This window comes from Pseudomonas putida (genome assembly GCF_016406145.1).
Lineage (GTDB): Bacteria > Pseudomonadota > Gammaproteobacteria > Pseudomonadales > Pseudomonadaceae > Aquipseudomonas > Aquipseudomonas putida_E.
Genome location: NZ_CP066306.1, coordinates 3,115,953 through 3,136,320, shown reverse-complemented (window position 1 = coordinate 3,136,320; position 20,368 = coordinate 3,115,953). Strand labels below are relative to the sequence as shown.

At 62.9% G+C, this 20,368-nt stretch carries 19 protein-coding genes; 11 read left to right on the top strand and 8 right to left on the bottom strand.

Going from position 1 to position 20,368, the window contains the following annotated elements; translation table 11 throughout:
• Positions 1-61: 61 nt before the first annotated feature.
• The 3 genes from JET17_RS14365 (at position 62) to JET17_RS14355 (ending at position 4,303) form a co-directional block, all read left to right on the top strand.
• Positions 62-2,248 carry an OsmC domain/YcaO domain-containing protein gene (locus JET17_RS14365; protein WP_012314682.1) on the top strand — a complete coding sequence of 729 codons (2,187 nt, stop codon included), beginning with the start codon at positions 62-64 and terminating at the stop codon, positions 2,246-2,248.
• A gap of 221 nt (positions 2,249-2,469) precedes the next feature.
• Entirely contained in the window at positions 2,470-3,282 is an 813-nt protein-coding gene (locus tag JET17_RS14360) for a class I SAM-dependent methyltransferase (protein ID WP_012314681.1), read from the top strand.
• A gap of 139 nt (positions 3,283-3,421) precedes the next feature.
• On the top strand, positions 3,422-4,303 hold the full coding sequence (locus JET17_RS14355) for a hypothetical protein (RefSeq protein ID WP_012314680.1): 882 nt from the start codon (positions 3,422-3,424) through the stop codon (positions 4,301-4,303).
• Here JET17_RS14355 and JET17_RS14350 read toward each other — a convergent pair.
• Positions 4,300-4,599: a hypothetical protein gene (locus JET17_RS14350; RefSeq protein ID WP_012314679.1), complete on the bottom strand. Its 300-nt coding sequence runs from the start codon at positions 4,597-4,599 to the stop codon at positions 4,300-4,302. The genes JET17_RS14355 and JET17_RS14350 overlap by 4 nt on opposite strands.
• A 179-nt stretch (positions 4,600-4,778) precedes the next feature.
• Here JET17_RS14350 and JET17_RS14345 point away from each other — a divergent pair, with 179 nt between their 5' ends.
• The 4 genes from JET17_RS14345 (at position 4,779) to JET17_RS14330 (ending at position 7,831) form a co-directional block, all read left to right on the top strand.
• Positions 4,779-5,207, top strand: coding sequence for a DUF2231 domain-containing protein (locus tag JET17_RS14345; protein ID WP_012314678.1), 429 nt, complete (start codon positions 4,779-4,781; stop codon positions 5,205-5,207).
• Positions 5,204-6,496, top strand: coding sequence for a PQQ-dependent sugar dehydrogenase (locus JET17_RS14340; RefSeq protein ID WP_012314677.1), 1,293 nt, complete (start codon positions 5,204-5,206; stop codon positions 6,494-6,496). The genes JET17_RS14345 and JET17_RS14340 overlap by 4 nt, the downstream gene beginning before the upstream one ends.
• Positions 6,497-6,571: 75 nt before the next feature.
• Entirely contained in the window at positions 6,572-7,150 is a 579-nt protein-coding gene (locus tag JET17_RS14335) for a hypothetical protein (protein ID WP_012314676.1), read from the top strand.
• Between the two features lie 162 nt (positions 7,151-7,312).
• Positions 7,313-7,831 (top strand): DMT family transporter, encoded by a 519-nt coding sequence (locus JET17_RS14330; RefSeq protein ID WP_012314675.1) that lies wholly within the window; start codon positions 7,313-7,315, stop codon positions 7,829-7,831.
• On the opposite strand, the gene JET17_RS14325 is transcribed toward JET17_RS14330, so the two are convergent.
• Positions 7,832-8,740, bottom strand: a complete 909-nt coding sequence (locus tag JET17_RS14325) for a LysR family transcriptional regulator (protein WP_012314674.1) — start codon at positions 8,738-8,740, stop codon at positions 7,832-7,834.
• A gap of 165 nt (positions 8,741-8,905) precedes the next feature.
• On the opposite strand from JET17_RS14325, the gene JET17_RS14320 reads away from it, so the two are divergent.
• The 3 genes from JET17_RS14320 (at position 8,906) to JET17_RS14310 (ending at position 12,149) form a co-directional block, all read left to right on the top strand.
• The gene (locus tag JET17_RS14320; RefSeq protein ID WP_012314673.1) at positions 8,906-10,120 is read left to right on the top strand and encodes a YeeE/YedE family protein; all 1,215 of its coding nucleotides are present in this window, start codon (positions 8,906-8,908) and stop codon (positions 10,118-10,120) included.
• Positions 10,121-10,229: 109 nt separating this feature from the next.
• Positions 10,230-11,204, top strand: a complete 975-nt coding sequence (locus tag JET17_RS14315; RefSeq protein WP_012314672.1) for a quinone oxidoreductase family protein — start codon at positions 10,230-10,232, stop codon at positions 11,202-11,204.
• Between the two features lie 24 nt (positions 11,205-11,228).
• Complete coding sequence (locus JET17_RS14310) at positions 11,229-12,149, top strand: LysR family transcriptional regulator (protein WP_012314671.1); 921 nt, start codon at positions 11,229-11,231, stop codon at positions 12,147-12,149.
• A 61-nt stretch (positions 12,150-12,210) separates the two neighbouring features.
• Here the strand turns inward: JET17_RS14310 and JET17_RS14305 are convergent, their stop codons facing one another.
• Together JET17_RS14305 and JET17_RS14300 are read right to left on the bottom strand one after the other, a co-directional pair.
• Positions 12,211-12,540 carry a hypothetical protein gene (locus JET17_RS14305; RefSeq protein ID WP_012314670.1) on the bottom strand — a complete coding sequence of 110 codons (330 nt, stop codon included), beginning with the start codon at positions 12,538-12,540 and terminating at the stop codon, positions 12,211-12,213.
• 75 nt (positions 12,541-12,615) lie between these two features.
• The gene (locus JET17_RS14300; protein WP_012314669.1) at positions 12,616-13,266 is read right to left on the bottom strand and encodes a DUF998 domain-containing protein; all 651 of its coding nucleotides are present in this window, start codon (positions 13,264-13,266) and stop codon (positions 12,616-12,618) included.
• A 223-nt stretch (positions 13,267-13,489) separates the two neighbouring features.
• Here JET17_RS14300 and JET17_RS14295 point away from each other — a divergent pair, with 223 nt between their 5' ends.
• Positions 13,490-14,239 carry a FadR/GntR family transcriptional regulator gene (locus JET17_RS14295; protein ID WP_012314668.1) on the top strand — a complete coding sequence of 250 codons (750 nt, stop codon included), beginning with the start codon at positions 13,490-13,492 and terminating at the stop codon, positions 14,237-14,239.
• A 171-nt stretch (positions 14,240-14,410) separates the two neighbouring features.
• Here the strand turns inward: JET17_RS14295 and JET17_RS14290 are convergent, their stop codons facing one another.
• The 4 genes from JET17_RS14290 to kdgD all read right to left on the bottom strand — a co-directional run bounded on the left by JET17_RS14290 (position 14,411) and on the right by kdgD (position 20,115).
• Positions 14,411-15,991 carry an aldehyde dehydrogenase (NADP(+)) gene (locus JET17_RS14290; RefSeq protein WP_012314667.1) on the bottom strand — a complete coding sequence of 527 codons (1,581 nt, stop codon included), beginning with the start codon at positions 15,989-15,991 and terminating at the stop codon, positions 14,411-14,413.
• Positions 15,992-16,108: 117 nt separating this feature from the next.
• On the bottom strand, positions 16,109-17,662 hold the full coding sequence (gene garD / locus JET17_RS14285; RefSeq protein ID WP_012314666.1) for a galactarate dehydratase: 1,554 nt from the start codon (positions 17,660-17,662) through the stop codon (positions 16,109-16,111).
• 77 nt (positions 17,663-17,739) lie between these two features.
• Entirely contained in the window at positions 17,740-19,101 is a 1,362-nt protein-coding gene (locus tag JET17_RS14280) for an MFS transporter (RefSeq protein WP_012314665.1), read from the bottom strand.
• 102 nt (positions 19,102-19,203) lie between these two features.
• Positions 19,204-20,115, bottom strand: a complete 912-nt coding sequence (kdgD, locus tag JET17_RS14275; RefSeq protein ID WP_012314664.1) for a 5-dehydro-4-deoxyglucarate dehydratase — start codon at positions 20,113-20,115, stop codon at positions 19,204-19,206.
• Positions 20,116-20,368 lie beyond the last annotated feature (253 nt).

Genomic DNA, 20,368 nt, shown 5'->3' with positions numbered 1-20,368 from the left:
CGAAAAAACCGGATAATGCCGGCCAATTTCGTTTTGCACGCTTAAATCACGGTGTTCCCGCATGGAAATCAAGGTCAACTTTCTCGACAACCTTCGTCTTGAAGCCAAATTCGACGACTTCACGGTGATCGCCGACCAGCCGATCCGCTACAAAGGCGATGGCTCGGCCCCGGGGCCGTTCGACTATTTCCTTGCCTCATCGGCCCTGTGCGCCGCCTATTTCGTCAAGCTGTACTGCCAGACCCGGGATATCCCTACCGAAAATATCCGCCTGTCGCAGAACAACATCGTCGATCCCGAGAACCGCTACAACCAGATCTTCAAGATCCAGGTCGAACTGCCGGAAGACATCTCTGAGAAGGACCGGCAGGGCATCCTGCGCTCCATCGACCGCTGCACGGTCAAAAAAGTGGTACAGACCGGTCCCGAGTTCATCATCGAGCAGGTGGACAACCTCGATGCCGACGCCCAGGGCCTGCTCATGCCGGTGGCCGACACCACCACCTACATCGCCGGCAAGGACCTGCCGCTGGAGCAGACCATCGCCAACATGTCGGGGCTGCTTGCCGGGCTGGGCATGAAGATCGAGATCGCCTCGTGGCGCAACATCGTGCCGAACGTGTGGTCGCTGCACGTGCGCGATGCGCAGTCGCCGATGTGCTTCACCAACGGCAAGGGCTCGACCAAAGAGGCCGCGCTGGCCTCGGCGCTGGGTGAGTTCATCGAGCGTTTGAACTGCAACTTCTTCTACAACGACCAGTTCTGGGGCGAGGACATCGCCAACGCGCCGTTCGTGCACTACCCCAACGAGCAGTGGTTCAAGCCGGGGCCCAAGGACGCGCTGCCAGCCGAGATCCTCGACGAATACTGCCTGCAGATCTACAACCCGGACGGCGAGCTGCGCGGTTCGCACTTGTATGACACCAACTCGGGCAATACCGCGCGTGGCATCTGTTCGCTGCCGTTCGTGCGCCAGTCGGACAGCCAGGTGGTGTACTTCCCGTCCAACCTGATCGAAAACCTGTTCCTCAGCAACGGCATGAGCGCGGGCAACACCCTGGCTGAAGCTCAGGTGCAGTGCCTGTCGGAGATCTTCGAGCGGGCCGTGAAGCGTGAAATCCTTGAGGGCGAGCTGTGCCTGCCGGATGTGCCGCAGGAGGTGCTGGCGAAGTACCCAGGCATCGTCGCAGGCATCCAGGGGCTGGAAGAGCAGGGCTTCCCGGTGCTGGTCAAGGACGCGTCGCTGGGCGGTGAATTCCCGGTCATGTGCGTGACCCTGATGAACCCGCGTACCGGTGGCGTGTTCGCCTCGTTCGGCGCGCACCCAAGCTTTGAGGTGGCGCTGGAACGCAGCCTTACCGAACTGCTGCAGGGCCGCAGTTTCGAGGGGCTCAACGACTTGCCGCAGCCGACCTTCGAAAGCCACGCGCTGACCGAGCCGAACAACTTCGTCGAGCACTTCATCGACTCCAGTGGTGTGGTGTCGTGGCGCTTCTTCAGCGCCAAGGCCGACTTCGAGTTCGTCGAGTGGGACTTCTCCGGCCATGGCGAAGACTCCAACCTCCAGGAAGCCGCGACCCTGTTCGGCATCCTCGAGGGCATGGGCAAAGAGGTGTACATGGCTGTGTACGACAACCTCGGCGCCAACGCCTGCCGCATCCTGGTACCGGGTTACTCGGAGATCTACCCGGTCGAGGACCTGATCTGGGACAACACCAACCGTGCCCTGGGCTTCCGTGCCGACATCCTCAACCTGCATAGCCTGGACAACCGTGCACTGCGGGCGCTGCTAAAGCGCCTGGACAACTGTGAGGTGGACGACTACACCACCATCACCACGCTCATCGGTGTCGAGTTCGATGAGAACACGGTGTGGGGCCAGCTGACCATCCTTGAGTTGAAACTGCTGATCTGCCTGGCGCTGAAGCGTTTCGAGGACGCCAAAGAGCTGGTCGAGGCGTTCCTGCAGTTCAATGACAACACTGTCGAGCGCGGTTTGTTCTACCAGGCCCTGAATGTGGTGTTGGAAGTGGTGCTGGATGACGAGCTTCAGATGGAGGACTACGAGGCCAATTTCCGCCGCATGTTCGGCAACCCGCGCATGGATGCAGTGCTGGGTTCGGTGGACGGTAGCGTGCGCTTCCATGGCCTGACCCCGACCAGCATGAAGCTGGAGGGGCTGGACCGCCACCTGCGCCTGATCGAGAGCTACAAGAAACTGCATGCCGCACGGGCCAAGGCGGTGTGACGAGTCTGGAGGGGGCGCTTAGCGCCCCTTTACACTTGGATAGTACGCAACGGCCTTGATGCTATTGCCAATGCGTATTGCCCGTCAGGCATTACCGCTTGCTGCATCTGTTCATCAGCGTTTAGCTCAATGGTGGTCGGAGCAGGCCACCACACTACACACCACGGCGCATAGACCGTCAGAAGGACCTCGGCCGCGCACAGAACAAGAAGGCGCAGAGCATGAGCAACCCACTGGACACCAACGCATTGAAGGCCCGCCAGCAGGCTGCGTGGGCCAGCGGTGACTACGCGGTGATCGGCACTACCTTGCAACTGGTGGGTGAACGGCTGGCCGAAGCCTGTGACCTTCGCTGGGACGAGCAGGTGCTGGATGTTGCTGCAGGCAACGGTAACGCCACTCTGGCCGCCGCTCGGCGCGGGTGCCGGGTCATTTCCACCGACTACGTGCCCGAGCTGCTCAAGCGCGCAGAGGATCGCGCTCGTGCCGAACATCTGAATGTGGAATTCCAGGTGGCCGATGCCGAGGCCTTGCCGTTCAAAGACGCTACCTTCGATGCCGTTGTTTCGACCTTCGGCGTGATGTTCGCCCCCGACCAGGCGCAGGCGGCTCGGGAGCTTGCGCGCGTTTGCCGCTCCGGCGGAAGGGTAGGCCTGGCTAACTGGACACCTCAGGGCTTCGTCGGCCAGATGTTCAAGACCCTCGGTCGGCATGTGCCGCCACCGGCTGGCGCCTTGCCGCCGTCGCGCTGGGGCGATGAAGAGCAACTGCGCGCAATGTTTGACGGCGAAATCGGCGCCATGGATGTCAGGTGCCAGCAGTTCAACTTTCGCTATCGTTCGCCAGCGCACTTCATCGAGGTGTTCCGCACTTGGTATGGCCCGGTGCATAAAGCCTTTGCGGCGTTGTCGGCAGATGCTTCGGCGGCGCTGGAGAGCGATCTGACTCAATTGTTGAACGAGAGCAACCTTGCTGGGGCTTCGTCGCTTGTGGTGCCCAGTGATTACCTTGAAGTCGTGATCATGAAACGTTGATTGCGAGCCTCTTCGCGGGTTGCTCCCGCTAGCAGACCGCAGCGATTGGGGCCGGAGCGGGTTCACCCGCGAAGAGGTCGTACAGGCAAGCGTTCATCTGGAGTAGCATGCAAGCCCTGGCACCTTCAAGGACGTTCTGGTGACAAACTTCTTCAATCGCCTGAAAAGCTGCCTCGCGGGCTGGTCAGGTAAACATGTGGCCTGCGAACCTGCCTTTGAGCCTTCGCGTGCTCAGCAGAACCTGGCATGGCTGCCGCGTAATCGGGTGTTCGAACCGCTCGACCTGCCTCTTCCCGATTACCCCGCACCTGGCCTGATTGGTGAGCCACTGTACCTGCGCTATTCGGCCTTCATGGCGCAAGCAGGGAAAAACCCTGCGCCGCTGGCCGATGGCGCATTGCGCGAGGTTGGCCGGCGCCTGGCCAGCGAACTGCTGGGCCAGGCAATTACCTTGGGTAGCAGCAAAGCCCACGAAGGTTCGGATGAGGTGTATTGGCTGGTGCAGAGCGCTGCCATCACCTCTCTCTTCGCCGATGGTGCCCAGTCCGCCGAGTTTGCCGGCTACAGACAGCACGTGGCGTATTACCAGGCAGGCTGCCGTACGGCGGGACAGGTCAATGCTTTCGACCGCTACGTGGCCGCCAACGGCCAGCCTGCAGTCGAAGACGAGGTGCAGTCCCGCTCAGCGGATGACCACTACCGGGTAATGGTGAGGCCATGGGAGGCTGGAAATACGCATTGGGTCTATTCCCCGCGTGTTCTCGATACCCACCAAGGCACTTGCCTGCTGAGCTTCCAGGATGCCTGTTGGTCAGCGGACGTCAGCACCTGGCATAGCGGCTCGACCGTCGAACTGGCATTGCGCAAGTACCCAAGCCACCGCGCGCGCGACGGCATACGCGTGATCATCGACTGTACAAAACGGTGTGCGCTGCTGGAGGCCGGCGGGGAAATCGAACTGGCGGATCTGGAAGCCGTGCTGGACGCCCGGCTTGAGGGGGCGGAACCCGGCAGCCGCTAGTTCTTGCACTTGGCCATGACCACCTGGCAGGTCCTGGGCGTTCCGCCGGAGCGGCCGGCATAGCGGATGCAATTGTTCATCGACTTGTGGCGGGCCATGCTCAAGGTATCGCCCCACGCCAGGCCGCCTTCTCCCGTAGTGGGCACGGCCTTGGCGAAACAGTTCGAGCCCAATGCCGCTGTCTGGTAGCGAGCCTGGCTGTGCTTGTTCGAACATCCGGCGGTCAGCGCCATGCTGAGGCCAAGCAGGGCATGTGCGGCCCACAACGCGTAAGGTCGTGCTCTATCAGCGCTCATGCCATTTGCCTCAGGTGGGAAGGGGGGTGAAGTCTTTCAGGATATTTCTATCAAGCCAAGCGGTGAACTAACCGGACGTCAAGGTGATCCTTTGCTAAGCGCACCCCGCGCACGCCTGACGGACCGGGCACTCGCGCCTGTCCGCCAGCCCCGGGTCACTGACTGAGTAAGGAGGCGCCGTGACCGCTACCGAGCAAACCCTCTACCGATGCACGCCCAGCCCGCTGCACGCAATCCTGCTGGCCGGCACGGTCCCGCTGTTTCTTGGCGCATTGCTGAGTGACATAGCCTACTTCAAGAGCTACCAGATCCAGTGGAGCAACTTCGCCTCCTGGTTGATTGCCGGCGGCCTGCTGTTCTGCGGGCTGACGTTGCTGTTCGCGCTGGCCAACCTGGTCCGCGCCGAGCGCAAGGGCGGGCGGCCAACGCTGTACTTTCTGCTGTTGCTGGTGACTTGGATATTAGGGCTGGTCAATGCCTTCGAGCACGCCAAGGACGCCTGGGCAGTGATGCCCGCGGGCCTGGTGTTGTCTCTGATCGTGACCGTGCTGGCCTGCGTGGCGGCCTGGCTGGGTATGAGCAACCTGCGTTCGGGAGGTGCGGCATGAAACCTTTGCATGCATTGCCTGTATTGAGTGTAGCGCTGTTGTTGAGCGCCTGCGGTGGGGAAGGTGAGGCTACCCAGGCCCTGGGCCCCGACCCGAAACTGCCGGCCCCCGAGCGTGGCCTGTTGCCGAGCATGAAGATCGCCCAGCCCGCACACTGGGGCGAGCAGAAGCCGACCGTACCTGAGGGTTACAGCATCACAGCCATTGCCACTGACCTGAAAATTCCGCGTCAGAGCCTGGTACTGCCCAACGGTGACATCCTGGTGGCCGAAGGCCGCGGCGGCAGTGCAGCCAAGCTCAAGCCCAAGGACGTCATCGCCAGCCAGATCAAAGCCAAAGGCAATACCCAGGTCAAGGGCGGCAACCGCTTGACCCTGCTGCGCGACGCCGACGGCGATGGCACCTATGAGGTGCAGACGGTGTTTGCCGAAAACCTCAACGCGCCTTATGGCCTGGCCTTTGCCGATGGCAAGCTGTACGTGGCCAACCAGGACGCATTGGTACGTTTCGACTACCAGGACGGCCAGACCCAGGCCGGCAGCCCGCCGACCAAAGTCACCGACCTGCCGGCCGAGATCAATCATCACTGGACCAAGGCGCTGACCGTCAGCCCCGATGGCCGTTACCTGTATGTGGGTATCGGTTCGAACAGCAATATCACCGAGCGCGGGATGGAGGCCGAAGTCGATCGCGCCATGGTCTGGCAAATCGACGCTGCCACCGGCGCGCACAAGCCGTACGCTACCGGCTTGCGTAACCCGACGGCGCTGGCCATCCAGCCTGGCAGCGGGCAGCTGTGGACCGTGGTCAATGAACGCGATGAGCTGGGCCCGGACCTGGTGCCGGACTACCTCACTTCGGTGCGTGAAGGTGGCTTCTATGGCTGGCCGTACAGCTACTGGGGGCAGAACGTCGATGAGCGGGTGAAACCGCAGAACCCGGACAAGGTGGCTGCCGCAATCAAGCCCGATTACAGCCTCGGTTCGCATGTGGCCGCGCTGGGCGTGGACTTTTCCATACCGGCCATGGGCGAGCGCTTTGCCGACGGCGTGTTCGTGGGCGAGCACGGCAGCTGGAACCGGCCAAACCCTGTGGGCTACAAGGTGATCTTCGTGCCGTTCAGCAATGGCAAGCCTGCCGGCGAACCGATCGACTTCGCCACCGGTTTCCGGACCGAGGATGGCAAGACTCGTGGCCGGCCGGTCGGTGTGACGGTTGACCCTCGCGGGGCACTGATCATCGCCGATGATTTGGCCAATACCGTATGGCGGGTCACGCGCAATCGGTAAGTCCAGCTATGGTGTAGGAGCGGCGCGTGAAGCGTTCACGCGCCTGTCCGGTCTTGACCACAGGGAAGCAGGCCTATGAATGCTCTTTGTACACTCGCTCGCGCTGTTGCGCTTGCCACGCTCGTCGGTACCGCCAGTTTCACGGTGCAGGCTGCCGATATACCCATTGCCAGTGAAGCACTGGAAAGCCATGTATCCACACAGGTCACTGCCATAGACCAGGCCAACCGGCAGGTCACGGTCAAAGGCCCCGACGACAAGGACGTGACGTTCCAGCTCACGGAAAAGGCCAAGGCGCTGCCTAACCTCAAAGTTGGTGACCAAGTCGATATCTACGTGACCCGTGCGGTGGCCTATGTGCTCAACACTGAGGTAGGCGGGGCGCCCAAAGCCAGCGATGAGTCTGGAACCATCCGCGCCACCAAAGACAACCCCAACCCGGGCGGCGAGGCATTCCGCCAGGTGCGGGTAACGTCGCAGATCAAGAAGATCGACCTCAAGACCCACGAGGTCAGCCTGCTACCGCCGGAAGGCAAGCTGCAGGTGGTCAAGGTCGAGGACCCTGAACTGCAGGCCCGAATGAAAAACCTCAAGGTCGACCAGACGGTCGATGCGATCTACACCGAAGTACTGCGGATCGAGACATCCCGCTGACCTCTCGCCGGCCTTTTCACGGGCGACCCCGCGAAAAGGCCGGCGTCATTGATCGGTATCCATCATCCATGTGGCGAATAATCTGAGTGCAGGATTTCGATTTCCATAACCTCTGTGGATTTGCGGATGATGTACCGACCCTGTCTTCAGCTGAGTGCACCTATGCCTAACAAGGCCCTGCTTATTGCTTTTCTTCCCTTGGTTTTGGCGCTGCTCGCCGGAGTCGTGCTGCCCTATCAGGCCGCCAGCAACGCGGCCGTTGGTCGTGCGCTCGGGCACTGGCTTTGGGGCGCCTTCACGTCATTGACGGTCAGTTCTGTGGTGGTCATCGCGGCCTTGCTGCTCCTGCGGGTACCGCTGCCCGACCTGGGCAAAGCACTGCAAGGCCCATGGTGGCTGTGGATCGGCGGGGTGCTTGGCGCACTGTACGTAGCCGCTGCCGCCGCCTTGACTCCTAAGCTTGGAACCGCGGGTTTTCTGGTGCTGGTGGTGGCGGGGCAGATTCTGACGTCGGTGATTGTCGACCATTTCGGGCTGATGGGCGTTGCCAGCAAACCGGTGAGCCTGCCAAGGCTTGCGGGGGTGGTTCTGATACTCGTTGGGGTGTTCCTGGTGCAGAGCACCTGGGCCGCAAGCCCGGCGACTGGCAAGGCGGCCATCGTCAAACAGCCCGAAGCCTGATCAGCGGCCGGGCTGGCAACAGGCCCAGACTGTCTCCCGCAGCCAGCGATGCCCTGGATCGCTGTCTTTTCTGGTGTGCCAAGCCTGCTGATAGGCCAGGTTTGGAATTGCCAAGGGTGGTGCGAACTGGCGCAGGCCCTTATGTGGGCGCATCGGGCCCACCGCTCGCTTGGCCACGGTAAGGATCAGGTCGGTGCCGCCGAGCACCTCGACGGCGGCGCTCCAGTGCGGTAGCGCCAGGGCGATGCGCCGGCGCAGGCCCCGTTCACCCAGCGCGCGCTCGATCTCGTCATGGGCGTCCGGGCGCATGGCCATGAGCACGTGCGGCCGTGCCAGCCAGTCATCCAGTGCAAGGCCACCTTTGGCTGGCAGCACCTGACGGTCGGCGATGCTGACGAAGCTGTCCTCGAACAGTGTCTGCGCGGTAATGCCCTGCGGCAGCTCGGGGAAGATGCCCAAGGCGAGGTCGAGTTCGCCATCGAGCAACTGCGCCATCATCGCCTCGCGGCTGGCCTGGCTGATGGCAAGGTCCACGCCCGGTGCTGCCTGTCGCAGGTGACGGACCAGTGGCGGCAGGATGATCCGCGAGGCGTAATCGGACAACGACAGGCGGAACCTGCGCTGAGCCAGAGCCGGGTCGAAGCGTGGTGTGGCCAGCAGGCTGTTGAGGCTGCCCAGCGCGTCCTGCAAGGGTTTGATGAGGGACTGGGCGCGTGCGGTCAGGGCCATGTGGCCGTTCTGGCGGATCAGCAGCGGGTCGTCGAAATGTGCGCGCAGTTGCGCCAAGGCATGGCTGACTGCCGGTTGGCTGCGGTGCAGGCGGATGGCAGCGCGGGTCACGTGTTTTTCGCTGAGCAGCGCATGCAGGGCCAGCAGCAGGTTGAGGTCGATCTTGCGCAGTTCATCCATGGTGCGAATGGCCAGGGTGGCTTTTTGGGGCTTCGTATCAGCCTAACAGATGTGCGCACTGCTGAGCGGGCAGCCCCCTGCCACAGATGAAAACCATCCAAAGCAGCATTGATCGAACCCCGGCGCTATAATCGCCCCCCGTTTTACAGTAATCCGAGCATTCCGATGGGTCTTTCCGCAACCGCAACACCCGAACCGCGCCGCCTGGGCGCCCCCTTGATTGCCTTGGCCCTGCTGCTGGCTGGTGCCTGGTTCCTAAACCTCAACGCCGGTTTCAAGCAGGTACTGCTGCTGATCCTCGGCGCCGCTCTGGGGCTGACGCTTTACCACGCAGCGTTCGGTTTCACCTCGGCCTGGCGCGTATTCATCAACGAACGGCGAGGCGCCGGCCTGCGTGCGCAGATGGTCATGCTGACCCTGGCCGTGCTGCTGTTCTTCCCGGCGTTGTCGGCTGGCAGCCTGTTTGGTAACCCGGTGACCGGGCTGGTGGCGCCAGCCGGGGTTTCTGTGGTGTTTGGCGCGTTTATCTTCGGTATCGGCATGCAACTGGGCGGCGGTTGTGCCTCGGGCACGCTGTTCACCGTCGGCGGGGGCAACGCCAGAATGCTGGTGACGCTGCTGTTCTTCATCATCGGCTCGGTTACTGCCACGCACCATGCCGACTGGTGGTTCGCCTTGCCATCGTTGCCGGCTACCTCGATCGTCCAGGCCTGGGGGGTAGCGCCGGCGCTGCTGGCCAGCGTGGCGGTGTTCGCGCTGATCGCCTGGGCCACGGTGGTACTGGAAAAGCGCCGCCATGGCGCTCTGGAAGCCCCCGTGAGCAGTGAACACCAGGGCCTGCGACGCTTCATGCGTGGCCCATGGCCGTTGCTGTGGGGCGCTATTGCCCTGGCCTTGCTGAACTACGCCACCTTGGCCTTGGCCGGGCGCCCGTGGGGCATTACCTCCGCATTTGCCCTGTGGGGCGCCAAGACTCTCTCCAGCCTGGGTGTAGACGTCGGCAGCTGGGTGTTCTGGCAGGCGCCGGCCAACGCCAAGGCGCTGGCAGCGCCGTTGTGGCAAGACGTGACCACCGTCATGGACCTTGGCATCGTGCTGGGGGCGCTGCTGGCGGCTGGCCTGGCGGGGCGTTTTGCCCCGAGCCTGAACATCCCGCTTCGCTCGCTGGTAGCCGCAGTGATCGGTGGCCTGCTGCTGGGCTACGGTTCGCGCCTGGCCTATGGCTGCAACATTGGCGCCTACTTCAGCGGCATCGCTTCGGGTAGCGTGCATGGCTGGCTATGGCTGGTTGCCGCCTACACCGGAAACATCATTGGCGTGCGTCTGCGCCCATTGTTCTTTGCCGGTGAGCGCCGGCCAGCGGTGTTGACGGGCTGCTGAAAACACTTTGCTTCATTGGGTGCAGGAATCATCTGCACCCAAGCCGATTGTTCGATTCCTGCCGACTAATTAGCCTGAGTCGGTCTTCCACTCCCTCAAGGAATCGAACATGACGACCCAAATTGTGTTGAGCGCTACCGGCGCTACTGACGTCATGCGCCTGCAGCCCCTGCAAATCCAACGGCCAGGGCCTGGCGAGGTCTGGCTGGAGCAAACTGCCATAGGCGTCAATCCGCTGGATGTGCTGCAGCGTCAAGGCGGTGCACCGCTGCTACTGCCATCGGGGCTAGGCCTGGAAGGTGCCGGGCGCGTCGTCGCGACGGGTGAGGGTGTACACAATGTTCAGGTCGGCGACCGTGTCGGTTATGCCACAGGCCCTGTGGGCGGCTATGCGAGCGCCCGGTTGTATCCTGCCGAGCGTCTGGTGCATCTGCCGGACGAGGTAAGCGATGAAGCTGCCGCTGCCATCCTGTTCAAGGGGATCACCGCACAATACCTGCTCAAGACGACTTACCCGGTCGGGCCCGGCACCCAGATACTGCTTTATGGCGCCGCCGGTGCGCTCGGCCAGTTGATGGTACCGTGGGCGCGGCACCTGGGCGCAACGGTGATTGGCGTGGTATCCCGACCACAAAGCATGGCGCGCGCGCAGGCAGCGGGTTGCCACCATGTGCTGGTATTCGATGCTGCGACGCTGGCTGGTCAGGTGCATGAACTCACCCGGGGCCAAGGGGTCGATGTGGTGTATGACAGTGTCGGCAATGTCTCGCTGCAAGCGTCCCTGGACAGCCTGCGCCTGCGTGGGCTGCTGGTATCGTTCGGGGCGACCACGGGCACCCCGGCAGCGATCGAGGTTGGCACCCTCAACGCTAAAGGCTCGTTGTACGTGACCCGGCCATCGCTGGCCGCCCATACCCGCACAGTGGAGGAGTACCAGCAGCGCGCAGGCGACGTGCTGTCGGCGGTCGCCGAAGGTAGCATCCAGCCACGGGTATGGCGCCGCTATCCGTTGGCCGAAGCAGCCAGGGCCCACGAAGACCTGGAGCAGGGGCTGTCGGAAGGGGCGCTGATTCTCACCACCTGACTGACCCAGCCACAGAGCCTTGCCATGGACGCCTTTGACAGCCGCCGCGCCGATGAACTCGCCACCTTGCTGGCCCTGCACGAGCAGGGCTCTTTCTCGGCCGCCGGCCGGCAGTTGGCACGCCACCCCACGGTACTGTCCAAACGCCTCAGCGCACTGGAACAGCGCCTTGGCATTCGCCTGGTGGAACGCACCACTCGGCAACTGCGCTTCACCGATGAGGGCGAACGCCTGGTGGTGCGAGTGCGCGAGGCCAGCCGGCTGATAACAGAGGCAGAGCAGGAGGCCACCGAGGGTGCGGCGTCGGTGCGCGGGCGCCTGCGCCTGGCCCTACCTGCGGCGATGGGACGGCGTTGGTTGAGCGGCATGCTGGCGGACTTTGTCCTGGCCCATCCGCAGGTGACCCTGGAAGCCGAGTATGCCGACCGCTTCGTCGACCTGGTCGGGGAAGGTTTTGATGCCGCCATACGCATCGGTGAACTGGCCGACAACCGCCTGGTGGCCAGCAAGCTTTGTGACCACGTACGCATCCTCTGTGCCTCGCCGGACTACTTGGCGCGCCAGGGCGAACCGGCAAAACCAGAAGACTTGTCGAAACATAATTGCTTGGGATTCAGTGGCTTACGATCATTTCCTGAATGGCGGCTCACCCGTGGAAACCATCAGGTGAGTGTGAAGATCAGTGGGTCATTGCGCGGCAATGACAACGAAGCCCTGTTAGAGGCGGCGCGCCGTGGCGTGGGCATCCTCGCTGGCGGTGACTGGTTGATGGGCGAGGACCTGGCCGCCGGTCGCCTGCTGCGGGTACTTGCGCAATGGGAGTTGGATGCGGCGGCCGGGATCTATCTGGTGCGACCATCGGCACGCTTGAACACGGCCTCGTTGGGGGCGTTCAAGGCATGGGTCACGGATCAGTTCAAGGAGGGCCCGCCATGGCGGCGCTAGGGCTGGCCTGTTCCAGACAGAGCATTAAATGAACTATATAAGTTATTGATATATATAGATTCTATCGCTTTGCAACTGCATGCTGCACGCACTGCTCATAGTAGGTCTGCTTGATGGCTGCCGGCTTGAGCCGCGAGCGGCTATTGTAGGTCTGTTCAGTGATGCCGAAGGCGGTCATGCGCATCCATGGTTTGGCGAACCGGCGTACTTGTAGTTTCTTGCGCGTGGCATACAAGGTCACACCGGAAAGCTTGGCCTGCTGGGCCTCGGCGGCGATCTGCGACCCCCAGCCACAAACATGGCGGTCGTTCTGGCTCAGCGCTCTGGCCTGGGCGCCGAAGGCAGTCGTGGCCAGCAAGCAGCCGGCCACCATTGCTAGAAATACTCGCATGTTGCTGTCCTAAGCATCTGAAGGAAAAAGGAGTTTGCCTTCGCTTCAAGTGCCTGGGGGCCAGCACGTTGCAGGTCAGGTGGTGGCGATGCGCAGGCGATTTGCCAGCGTCGGCCGCAGGCAGTAGAGGGCAAGCCCGGCTACCCAGACCACCGAGACGGTATAGTTCAGGCGTTGGTACAGGCCGAATAACTGACCGTTCTGGGCCGCCTGGGCCATCAGTGTGGCACTGGCTATCGCAGCCACTACACAAGCCAGTGAAAATGCCCCCAGCGCGCGCGAGCCGGCCACGCCTTTGCCGGCCCATACCCAAAGCGCACTGGCCAGGGTCAACGAGAGAAACATCAGCAAGCCGGACACGTTATGCAGTTGCTGAGACAGGGAGGGGTGCGCAGGCGCACAGCCTTGATCGCAGGGAAAAAAGCCGGTGCCCACGCTGCCGAGCCCATGCAGCAGTACCAGTGCGGCGCTGGCAAGGGCGAGCTTCGAGCCCCGCCAGCGCCGCGCCAGGCCCCAGGCGAACAGGGTAAACAGCACAGCGAGGGGGAAGTTGTTGAGCAGGGGTGACCAGCGTTGGGTTGGGGCACCCTCCGCGCCGAGCTGGCTCATGGCCTGCTGCAGATGATCGTAGCCCGGGTATGCTTGGGCGGTGAACCAAACGCCAAGCAGCAGCCAGAACGGTGTGATCAGCCCGCAGCAAAGCAGGCAGCGGTCGAAGGTTTTCATCAGCGGTTTTCCTTCCATGGAGTGACCAATCGATGCTTATACAGTACCGAGATGGATGCCGTCTGTCCTGACCTGTTCGCGGGCAGGTCCGCTGCCGCAATCCTTATTTCCGCCATCCCCCTATGCCGAGGACGTTGTGTTGATAAATACCGCGTCTGGTGTATGTGATCGTACAACTGCTTGCGCTATCATGACGGCTGTCTTTCAAGGTGAAAAACAGGGCATGACAGAGCAACAGGTACAGGCAAAGACCCGGCGCAAGCCGCGCAGTCTGGCCCAGGAACTGGTCACGGTGCTGACCGAGCGTATTCGCAGCGGCCAGCTCAAGCGCGGCGACAAGTTGCCGACCGAATCGCAGATCATGGCCGAGGAGGGCGTCAGCCGCACCGTAGTGCGTGAGGCCATCTCGAGGCTGCAGGCCGCCGGTCAGGTCGAGACCCGCCATGGCATCGGCACCTTTGTGCTGGACACGCCTGCCACGGGGGGCTTTCGCATCGACCCGGCCACCGTGGTCACGCTGCGTGAGGTGCTGGCGGTACTGGAGCTGCGCATCGCCCTGGAGATCGAGTCGGCAGGCCTTGCGGCGCAACGGCGCAGCGATGAAGAGCTGGCAGGCATGCGTGCGGCGCTGGACGAACTCAACGAGGGTGCTGCCCATGCCACTGATGCGGTGTCGGCGGACTTCCAGTTCCACCTGCGTATCGCCCAGGCCAGCGGCAATCACTACTTTGCCGACATCATCAACCACCTTGGTACCAGCATCATCCCGCGTACCCGGCTCAACTCGGCGCGTCTGGCGCATGATGACCAGGCGCACTACATGAGCCGCTTGATGCATGAGCACGAGGCGATCTACGAAGCCATCGCCCGAAGCGACAGCGAAGGGGCCAAGATGGCCATGCGTATGCACCTGAGCAACAGCCGTGAGCGGTTGCGTCAGGCGCATGCGGAGGCTGAGGCGCAAGGGGTCTGATGGCTGTGCTGGCCCTGTCGCCGGCAAGCCGGCTCCCACAGGTATCTCGCTGCTCTCAAGCTCAGCGCAAACCCAGTGGGAGCCGGCTTGCCGGCGACAGGGCCGCTAAATCCAATGCAAGACTCAAAAGAAAGCCCCGCAAATGCGGGGCTTTTTATCGGATCAGGGCATTCAGATCGCCCCGTCACTCCACTGCCCATTCACCAGGCGGCGCAGGCCCAGCGGGTTGTTGTCACGCAGTGCCTCAGGCAGTAGCGACTGCGGGTAGTTCTGGTAGCACACCGGGCGCAGGAAGCGGTCGATGGCCAGGGTGCCGACGGACGTACCACGGGCATCGGAGGTGGCCGGGTAAGGCCCGCCGTGGACCATGGCGTCGCACACTTCCACGCCGGTCGGGTAGCCATTGATCAGGATGCGGCCAACCTTTTCTTCCAGCAGCGGTACCAGCCAGGCAAATGCTTCGAAGTCTTCAGGCTCACCGATCAGCGTAGCGGTCAGCTGGCCGCGCAGGCCGAGCAGGGCGGCGCGCAGCTGCGCGTTGTCCTGAGCTTCAACGGCAACGGTGGTCGGGCCGAACACTTCTTCCTGCAGCAGCGGGTCGGCGTCCACCAGCAAACGGGCATCAGCCTTGAACAGTTGTGCCCGCGCCTGGCTACCTTCCTGAGGTTGGCCTGCCAGGTGTTCGATGCCAGCGTGGGCCTGCAGGTGCTCCAGGCCGCCCACATAGCTGCGCAGGCCACCGGCGTTGAGCAGGGTCTGGCCGGCTTGCTGGTCCAGGTGCTGGCCGAGGTCGGTGAGCAACTGGCTGAACTGTGGCGATTGCAGGCCGATTACCAGGCCTGGGTTGGTGCAGAACTGGCCAGCACCCAGGCACACGGACCCGGCCAGCTCGCGGGCAATGGCGTCGCCAAGCTTGGCAAGCGCGCCCGGCAGAATGATCACTGGGTTGATGCTGGACATCTCGGCGAATACCGGGATGGGTTGCGGGCGTTCGGCGGCCATGCGGCACAGTGCGTCCCCGCCCTTGAGCGAGCCGGTGAAGCCGACCGCCTGGATGGCCGGGTGCTTGACCAGCCACTCACCGACGCCACCGCCAAACACCATGTTGAATACGCCCTTGGGCATACCGGTGCGTTCGGCAGCGCGGACGATGGCCGCACCGACCAGGTCGGCCGTGGCCATGTGGCCGCTGTGCGCCTTGAACACCACCGGACAACCGGCGGCGAAGGCTGCAGCGGTATCACCGCCTGCGGTGGAGAAGGCCAGCGGGAAGTTGCTGGCGCCGAACACGGCGACCGGACCGACGCCGATGCGCATCTGGCGCAAGTCCACGCGGGGCAGCGGCTGGCGTTCGGGCAAGGCCAGGTCGATGCGTGCACCGAGGTAGTCGCCACGGCGCAGCACCTGGGCGAACAGGCGCATCTGGCCGCTGGTGCGACCACGCTCACCTTGGATGCGCCCGGCGGGCAGGGCGGTTTCACGGCAGACAACGGCGACGAAGGCGTCGTCCAGCTCGTCCAGTTCCGCCGCAATGGCGTCGAGGAACTCGGCACGACGTGCCGGGGCCAGCTGGCGGAATTCGGCAAAGGCCGCTGCCGCCGCTTGAGCTGCCTGGTCCACCTCGGCCTCGGTGGCTTGGGCGAAGCTGTAGGGCAGGGCCTCGCCAGTGGTGGCGTCCAGGCTCTGCAGGCGTTGCGCGCCAGCGGCGCTGCGCTGGCCGGCGATGAAGTTGTGGCCAAGAATCTCAGGCATGGTGTGCTCCTGTGTGTGGAAGGGTTGATCAGTGGATGTCGCATGACCTGTGGAAGCTGGCAAGCCAGCTACTACAGGCGGGCGTGTGCCATTGAAATACCGGCCAAGGCCGAACCATCAGGTGATTGGCGCCGGATTGAACAGGGTGATGTCATTGTGCAGCCGGTGTTGTTCTGCCCAGGTCTGCTTGCGGCCGCTGGCCACGTCCAGGTAGTAGTGGAACAACTCCCAGCCCAATTCCTCGATGCTTGAGCGGCCACTGGCAATGCGCCCAGCGTCGATGTCGATCAGGTCCGGCCAGCGTTGGGCCAGTTCGGTACGGGTGCACACCTTGACTACCGGCGCCATGGCCAGGCCGTACGGTGTACCGCGGCCAGTGGTGAATACGTGCAGGTTCATCCCGGCCGCCAGCTGCAGGGTGCCGCAGACAAAGTCGCTGGCGGGCGTTGCGCAGAAGATCAGGCCCTTGCGGTTTACCCGCTCGCCCGGCCCGAGCACGCCCTGGATGGCGCCACTGCCGGACTTGACGATCGAGCCTAGGGATTTTTCGACGATATTGGACAGGCCGCCTTTCTTGTTGCCTGGCGTGGTGTTGGCGCTGCGGTCGGCCGCACCTTGCTGCAGGTAGCGGTCGTACCAGTCCATCTCGCGTACCAGCGCATCGGCGACCGCCTGGTTTTCGGCGCGGGAGGTAAGCATGTAGATGGCGTCGCGCACCTCGGTCACTTCCGAGAACAGCACGGTGGCGCCGGCCCGCACCAGCAGGTCGGCCGCATAGCCCAGCGCCGGGTTGGCAGTGATACCGGAGAATGCATCGCTGCCGCCGCATTGCATGCCCAGGATCAGCTCACTGGCCGGCACGGTTTCGCGGCGGCGCTTGTCGAGCTTCTGCAAGCGCGTCTCGGCCAAGCCCATGATCTGCTCGATCATTTCGCAAAAGCCGAGGCTGGCATCCTGCAGGCGATACAACCACGGCTCAGTGAGGTCAACCGAGGGGTCGTTGTCGTGCATCACCTGGTCGGCCTGCAGTTTCTCGCAGCCCAGGCTGATGACCAGCGCTTCGCCACCCAAGTTGGGGTTACGTGCCAGGTTGCGCACGGTGCGGATCGGGATATAGGCATCACGGGCGTTGATCGCCACGCCGCAGCCATAGCTGTGGGTGAGGGCGACCACGTCATCGACATTGGGGTATTTGGGCAGCAATTCGCTGCGGATGCGCTTGACTGCATGTTCCAGCACACCTGTCACACACTGAACGGTGGTGGTGATGCCCAGGATGTTGCGGGTACCGACGGTGCCGTCAGCATTGCGGTAGCCCTCGAAGGTGAAGCCATCCAGCGCAGGCAGGGGCGCAGGTACGGCATCGCAGCGCGGCAGGCTGTCCAGTTCCGGGGCAGAGGGCATGGCCAGTTGGCTCTCCTGCACCCAGCTGCCCTGGCGCAGGTCTTCCAGGGCGTAACCGATGATCTGCCCATAGCGTCGCACTGGCTCGCCTTTGGCGATGAGGACGGTGGCCACTTTGTGGCTCTGCGGCACGGCTTCTACAAGGGTCAGGCCATCGGGGAAGCGCGCGCCTTCGCCCAGACCACCATCGTTGACCACTACCACGACGTTATCGTCGTCGTGCAGGCGGACGTAGCGGGGCGAGTCGGAATGTTCGATCAACTGCATGTTCGGGCCCTGTTTGTGATGTTCTCAGGCTTTGTACATCCGCCCGCACCGGGATTACCGGTCGCGGGCGTGCTCACTCAGTGACGTGCGCTGGCCAGTTCGCCCGGGGCGGCAGGCTCAGCGTCTGGCTTTGCATCCTCACGCAACTCGATACGCTTGATCGGCCCGACGATGACCAGGTAGCTGAACACCGCTACCAGGGCGTTGGCGCCCACGTACACCAGCGCCCACTTGAACGAACCGGTCGCGCTGATGATGTAACCAATGACGATCGGGGTGGTGATCGAAGCAATGTTGCCGAAGGTGTTGAACAGGCCGCCGGACAGCCCTGCGATCTGCTTGGGCGAGGTATCGGCGACCACGGCCCAGCCCAGTGCGCCGATGCCCTTGCCGAAGAAGGCCAGGGTCATGAAGCCGACCACCATCCATTCCGCCTCGACATAGTTGCAGAAGACCATGGTGGTCGACAGCAGCAGGCCACAGACGATCGGCAGCTTGCGCGAGAAGGTCAGCGAGTTGCCACGGCGCAGCAGCCAGTCAGACAGCACGCCACCAAGCACACCACCGATGAAGCCGCAGATCGCCGGCAGCGAGGCGATGATGCCCGCCTTGAGGATGGTCATGCCGCGCTCCTGCACCAGGTACACCGGGAACCAGGTCAGGAAGAAGTAGGTGATGGCGTTGATGCAGTACTGGCCCAGGTATACGCCCAGCAGCATGCGGCTGGTCAGCAGTTGCTTGATGTACCCCCATTTCGGGCCGTCGTTGCCGCGCTTCTGGTCCATGTCCACCAGGCCGCCGTTCTGCTCGATGTGCTCGAGTTCTTGCGGGCTGATGCGCGGGTGTTGGCGCGGGTTGTAGATGGTCTTCAGCCACACCATGGAGAACACGATACCCAGTGCACCCATCACCACGAATACGTGCTCCCAGCCGAAGCTGAACACGATCCAGCCCATGATCGGGGCGAACAGTGCGGTGGCGAAATACTGCGCGGAGTTGAAGATCGCCGATGCTGTGCCGCGTTCTGCCGTGGGGAACCAGGCCGCAACGATGCGCGCGTTACCCGGGAACGATGGTGCTTCGGCAAAACCAACCAGAAAACGCAGGGTGAACAAGGTGACGACCGCCCAAGCCACTGGCAGGCCGCCGACAAAACCCTGCAGCAGGGTGAACAGAGACCAGGTGAAAATACTGAAGGCGTAGACATTCTTGGAGCCGAAGCGGTCCAGCAGCCAGCCACCAGGAATCTGGCCGGCAACGTAAGCCCATCCAAAGGCGGAGAAGATATAACCGAGGGTTACGGCGTCAATGCCGAGGTCCTTCTGCAGGCTGGAGCCTGCAATGGCGATGGTGGCGCGGTCGGCATAGTTGATCGTGGTCACCAGGAACAGCATGAACAGGATCAGGTAGCGCACATGCGTCTTTTTAGTCGCTTGCATGCTGGTAATACTCCCACTAGTTATTTTTGTGCGGGCTCACGAGTTGTAGCCGGAGTGGGGTAGCCCACTCCGGGTGCGGCATTGGCAGGCCGCGGGGTGCGCTTATTGCGGACCCATCTTGTCCATCAGAGCTGCGAGCATTTCGTATTCTTCAGCGGTCAGGTCGGTCAGCGGGGTGCGCACCGGACCTGCGTCGTAACCGGCGATCTTCGCGCCTGCCTTTACGATGCTCACGGCGTAGCCGGCCTTGCGGTTGCGGATGTCCAGGTACGGCAGGAAGAAATCGTCAATCAGCTTGCCAACGGTGGCGTGATCGTCGCGGGCGATGGCGTGGTAGAAGTCCATCGCGGTCTTCGGGATGAAGTTGAACACCGCCGAGGAGTAAACAGGCACACCCAAGGCCTTGTAAGCGGCAGCATAAACCTCGGCGGTCGGCAGCCCACCCAGGTAGCTGAAACGGTCACCCAGGCGGCGACGGATCGACACCATCAGCTCGATGTCGCCCAGGCCGTCCTTGTAGCCGATCAGGTTAGGGCAGCGTTCGGCAAGCTTTTCCAGCAGGTCGGCGTTCAGGCGGCAGACATTGCGGTTGTACACCACCACCCCGATGTTGACCGATTTACACACCGCTTCGACGTGGGCGGCTACACCGTCCTGGCTGGCTTCGGTCAGGTAGTGCGGCAGCAACAGCAGGCCCTTGGCACCCAAGCGCTCGGCTTCCTGAGCGTATTCGATGGCCTGGCGGGTGGAGCCACCGACGCCGGCGAGGATCGGTACCGACTTGGCGCAGGTGTCGACGGCAGTCTTGATCACCTGGCTGTACTCGCTGGCGGCCAGGGAGAAGAACTCACCGGTGCCACCGGCGGCGAACAGGGCGCTGGCGCCATACGGGGCAAGCCATTCCAGGCGCTTGATGTAGCCAGCCTGGTTGAAGTCGCCCTGGGCATTGAAGTCGGTGACCGGGAAAGACAGCAGCCCGTGGGAGAGGATGGATTTCAGTTCTTGTGGATTCATTGTTATTGGCATCCTGTGGCGCTTGGGTGAAGGGTGTTGTTTTGCGTTGGAGGTAAGTTATCGTACAACTAGTGCGATGACTAGTCCCCCTTCGGAAAATTTTTGCGGCACTTGGCCTAGCGGGGGATTTGTGATGAGGCGGAATCGTGCGCAGCTCGCGATGCGCAGCGCGGCGGCGCTCGGGATCCCGGGCGCAGAAAACCCAACGACAACCATCTAAACAGTCATCGTATCTCTCGGGAAGGGAAAAAAG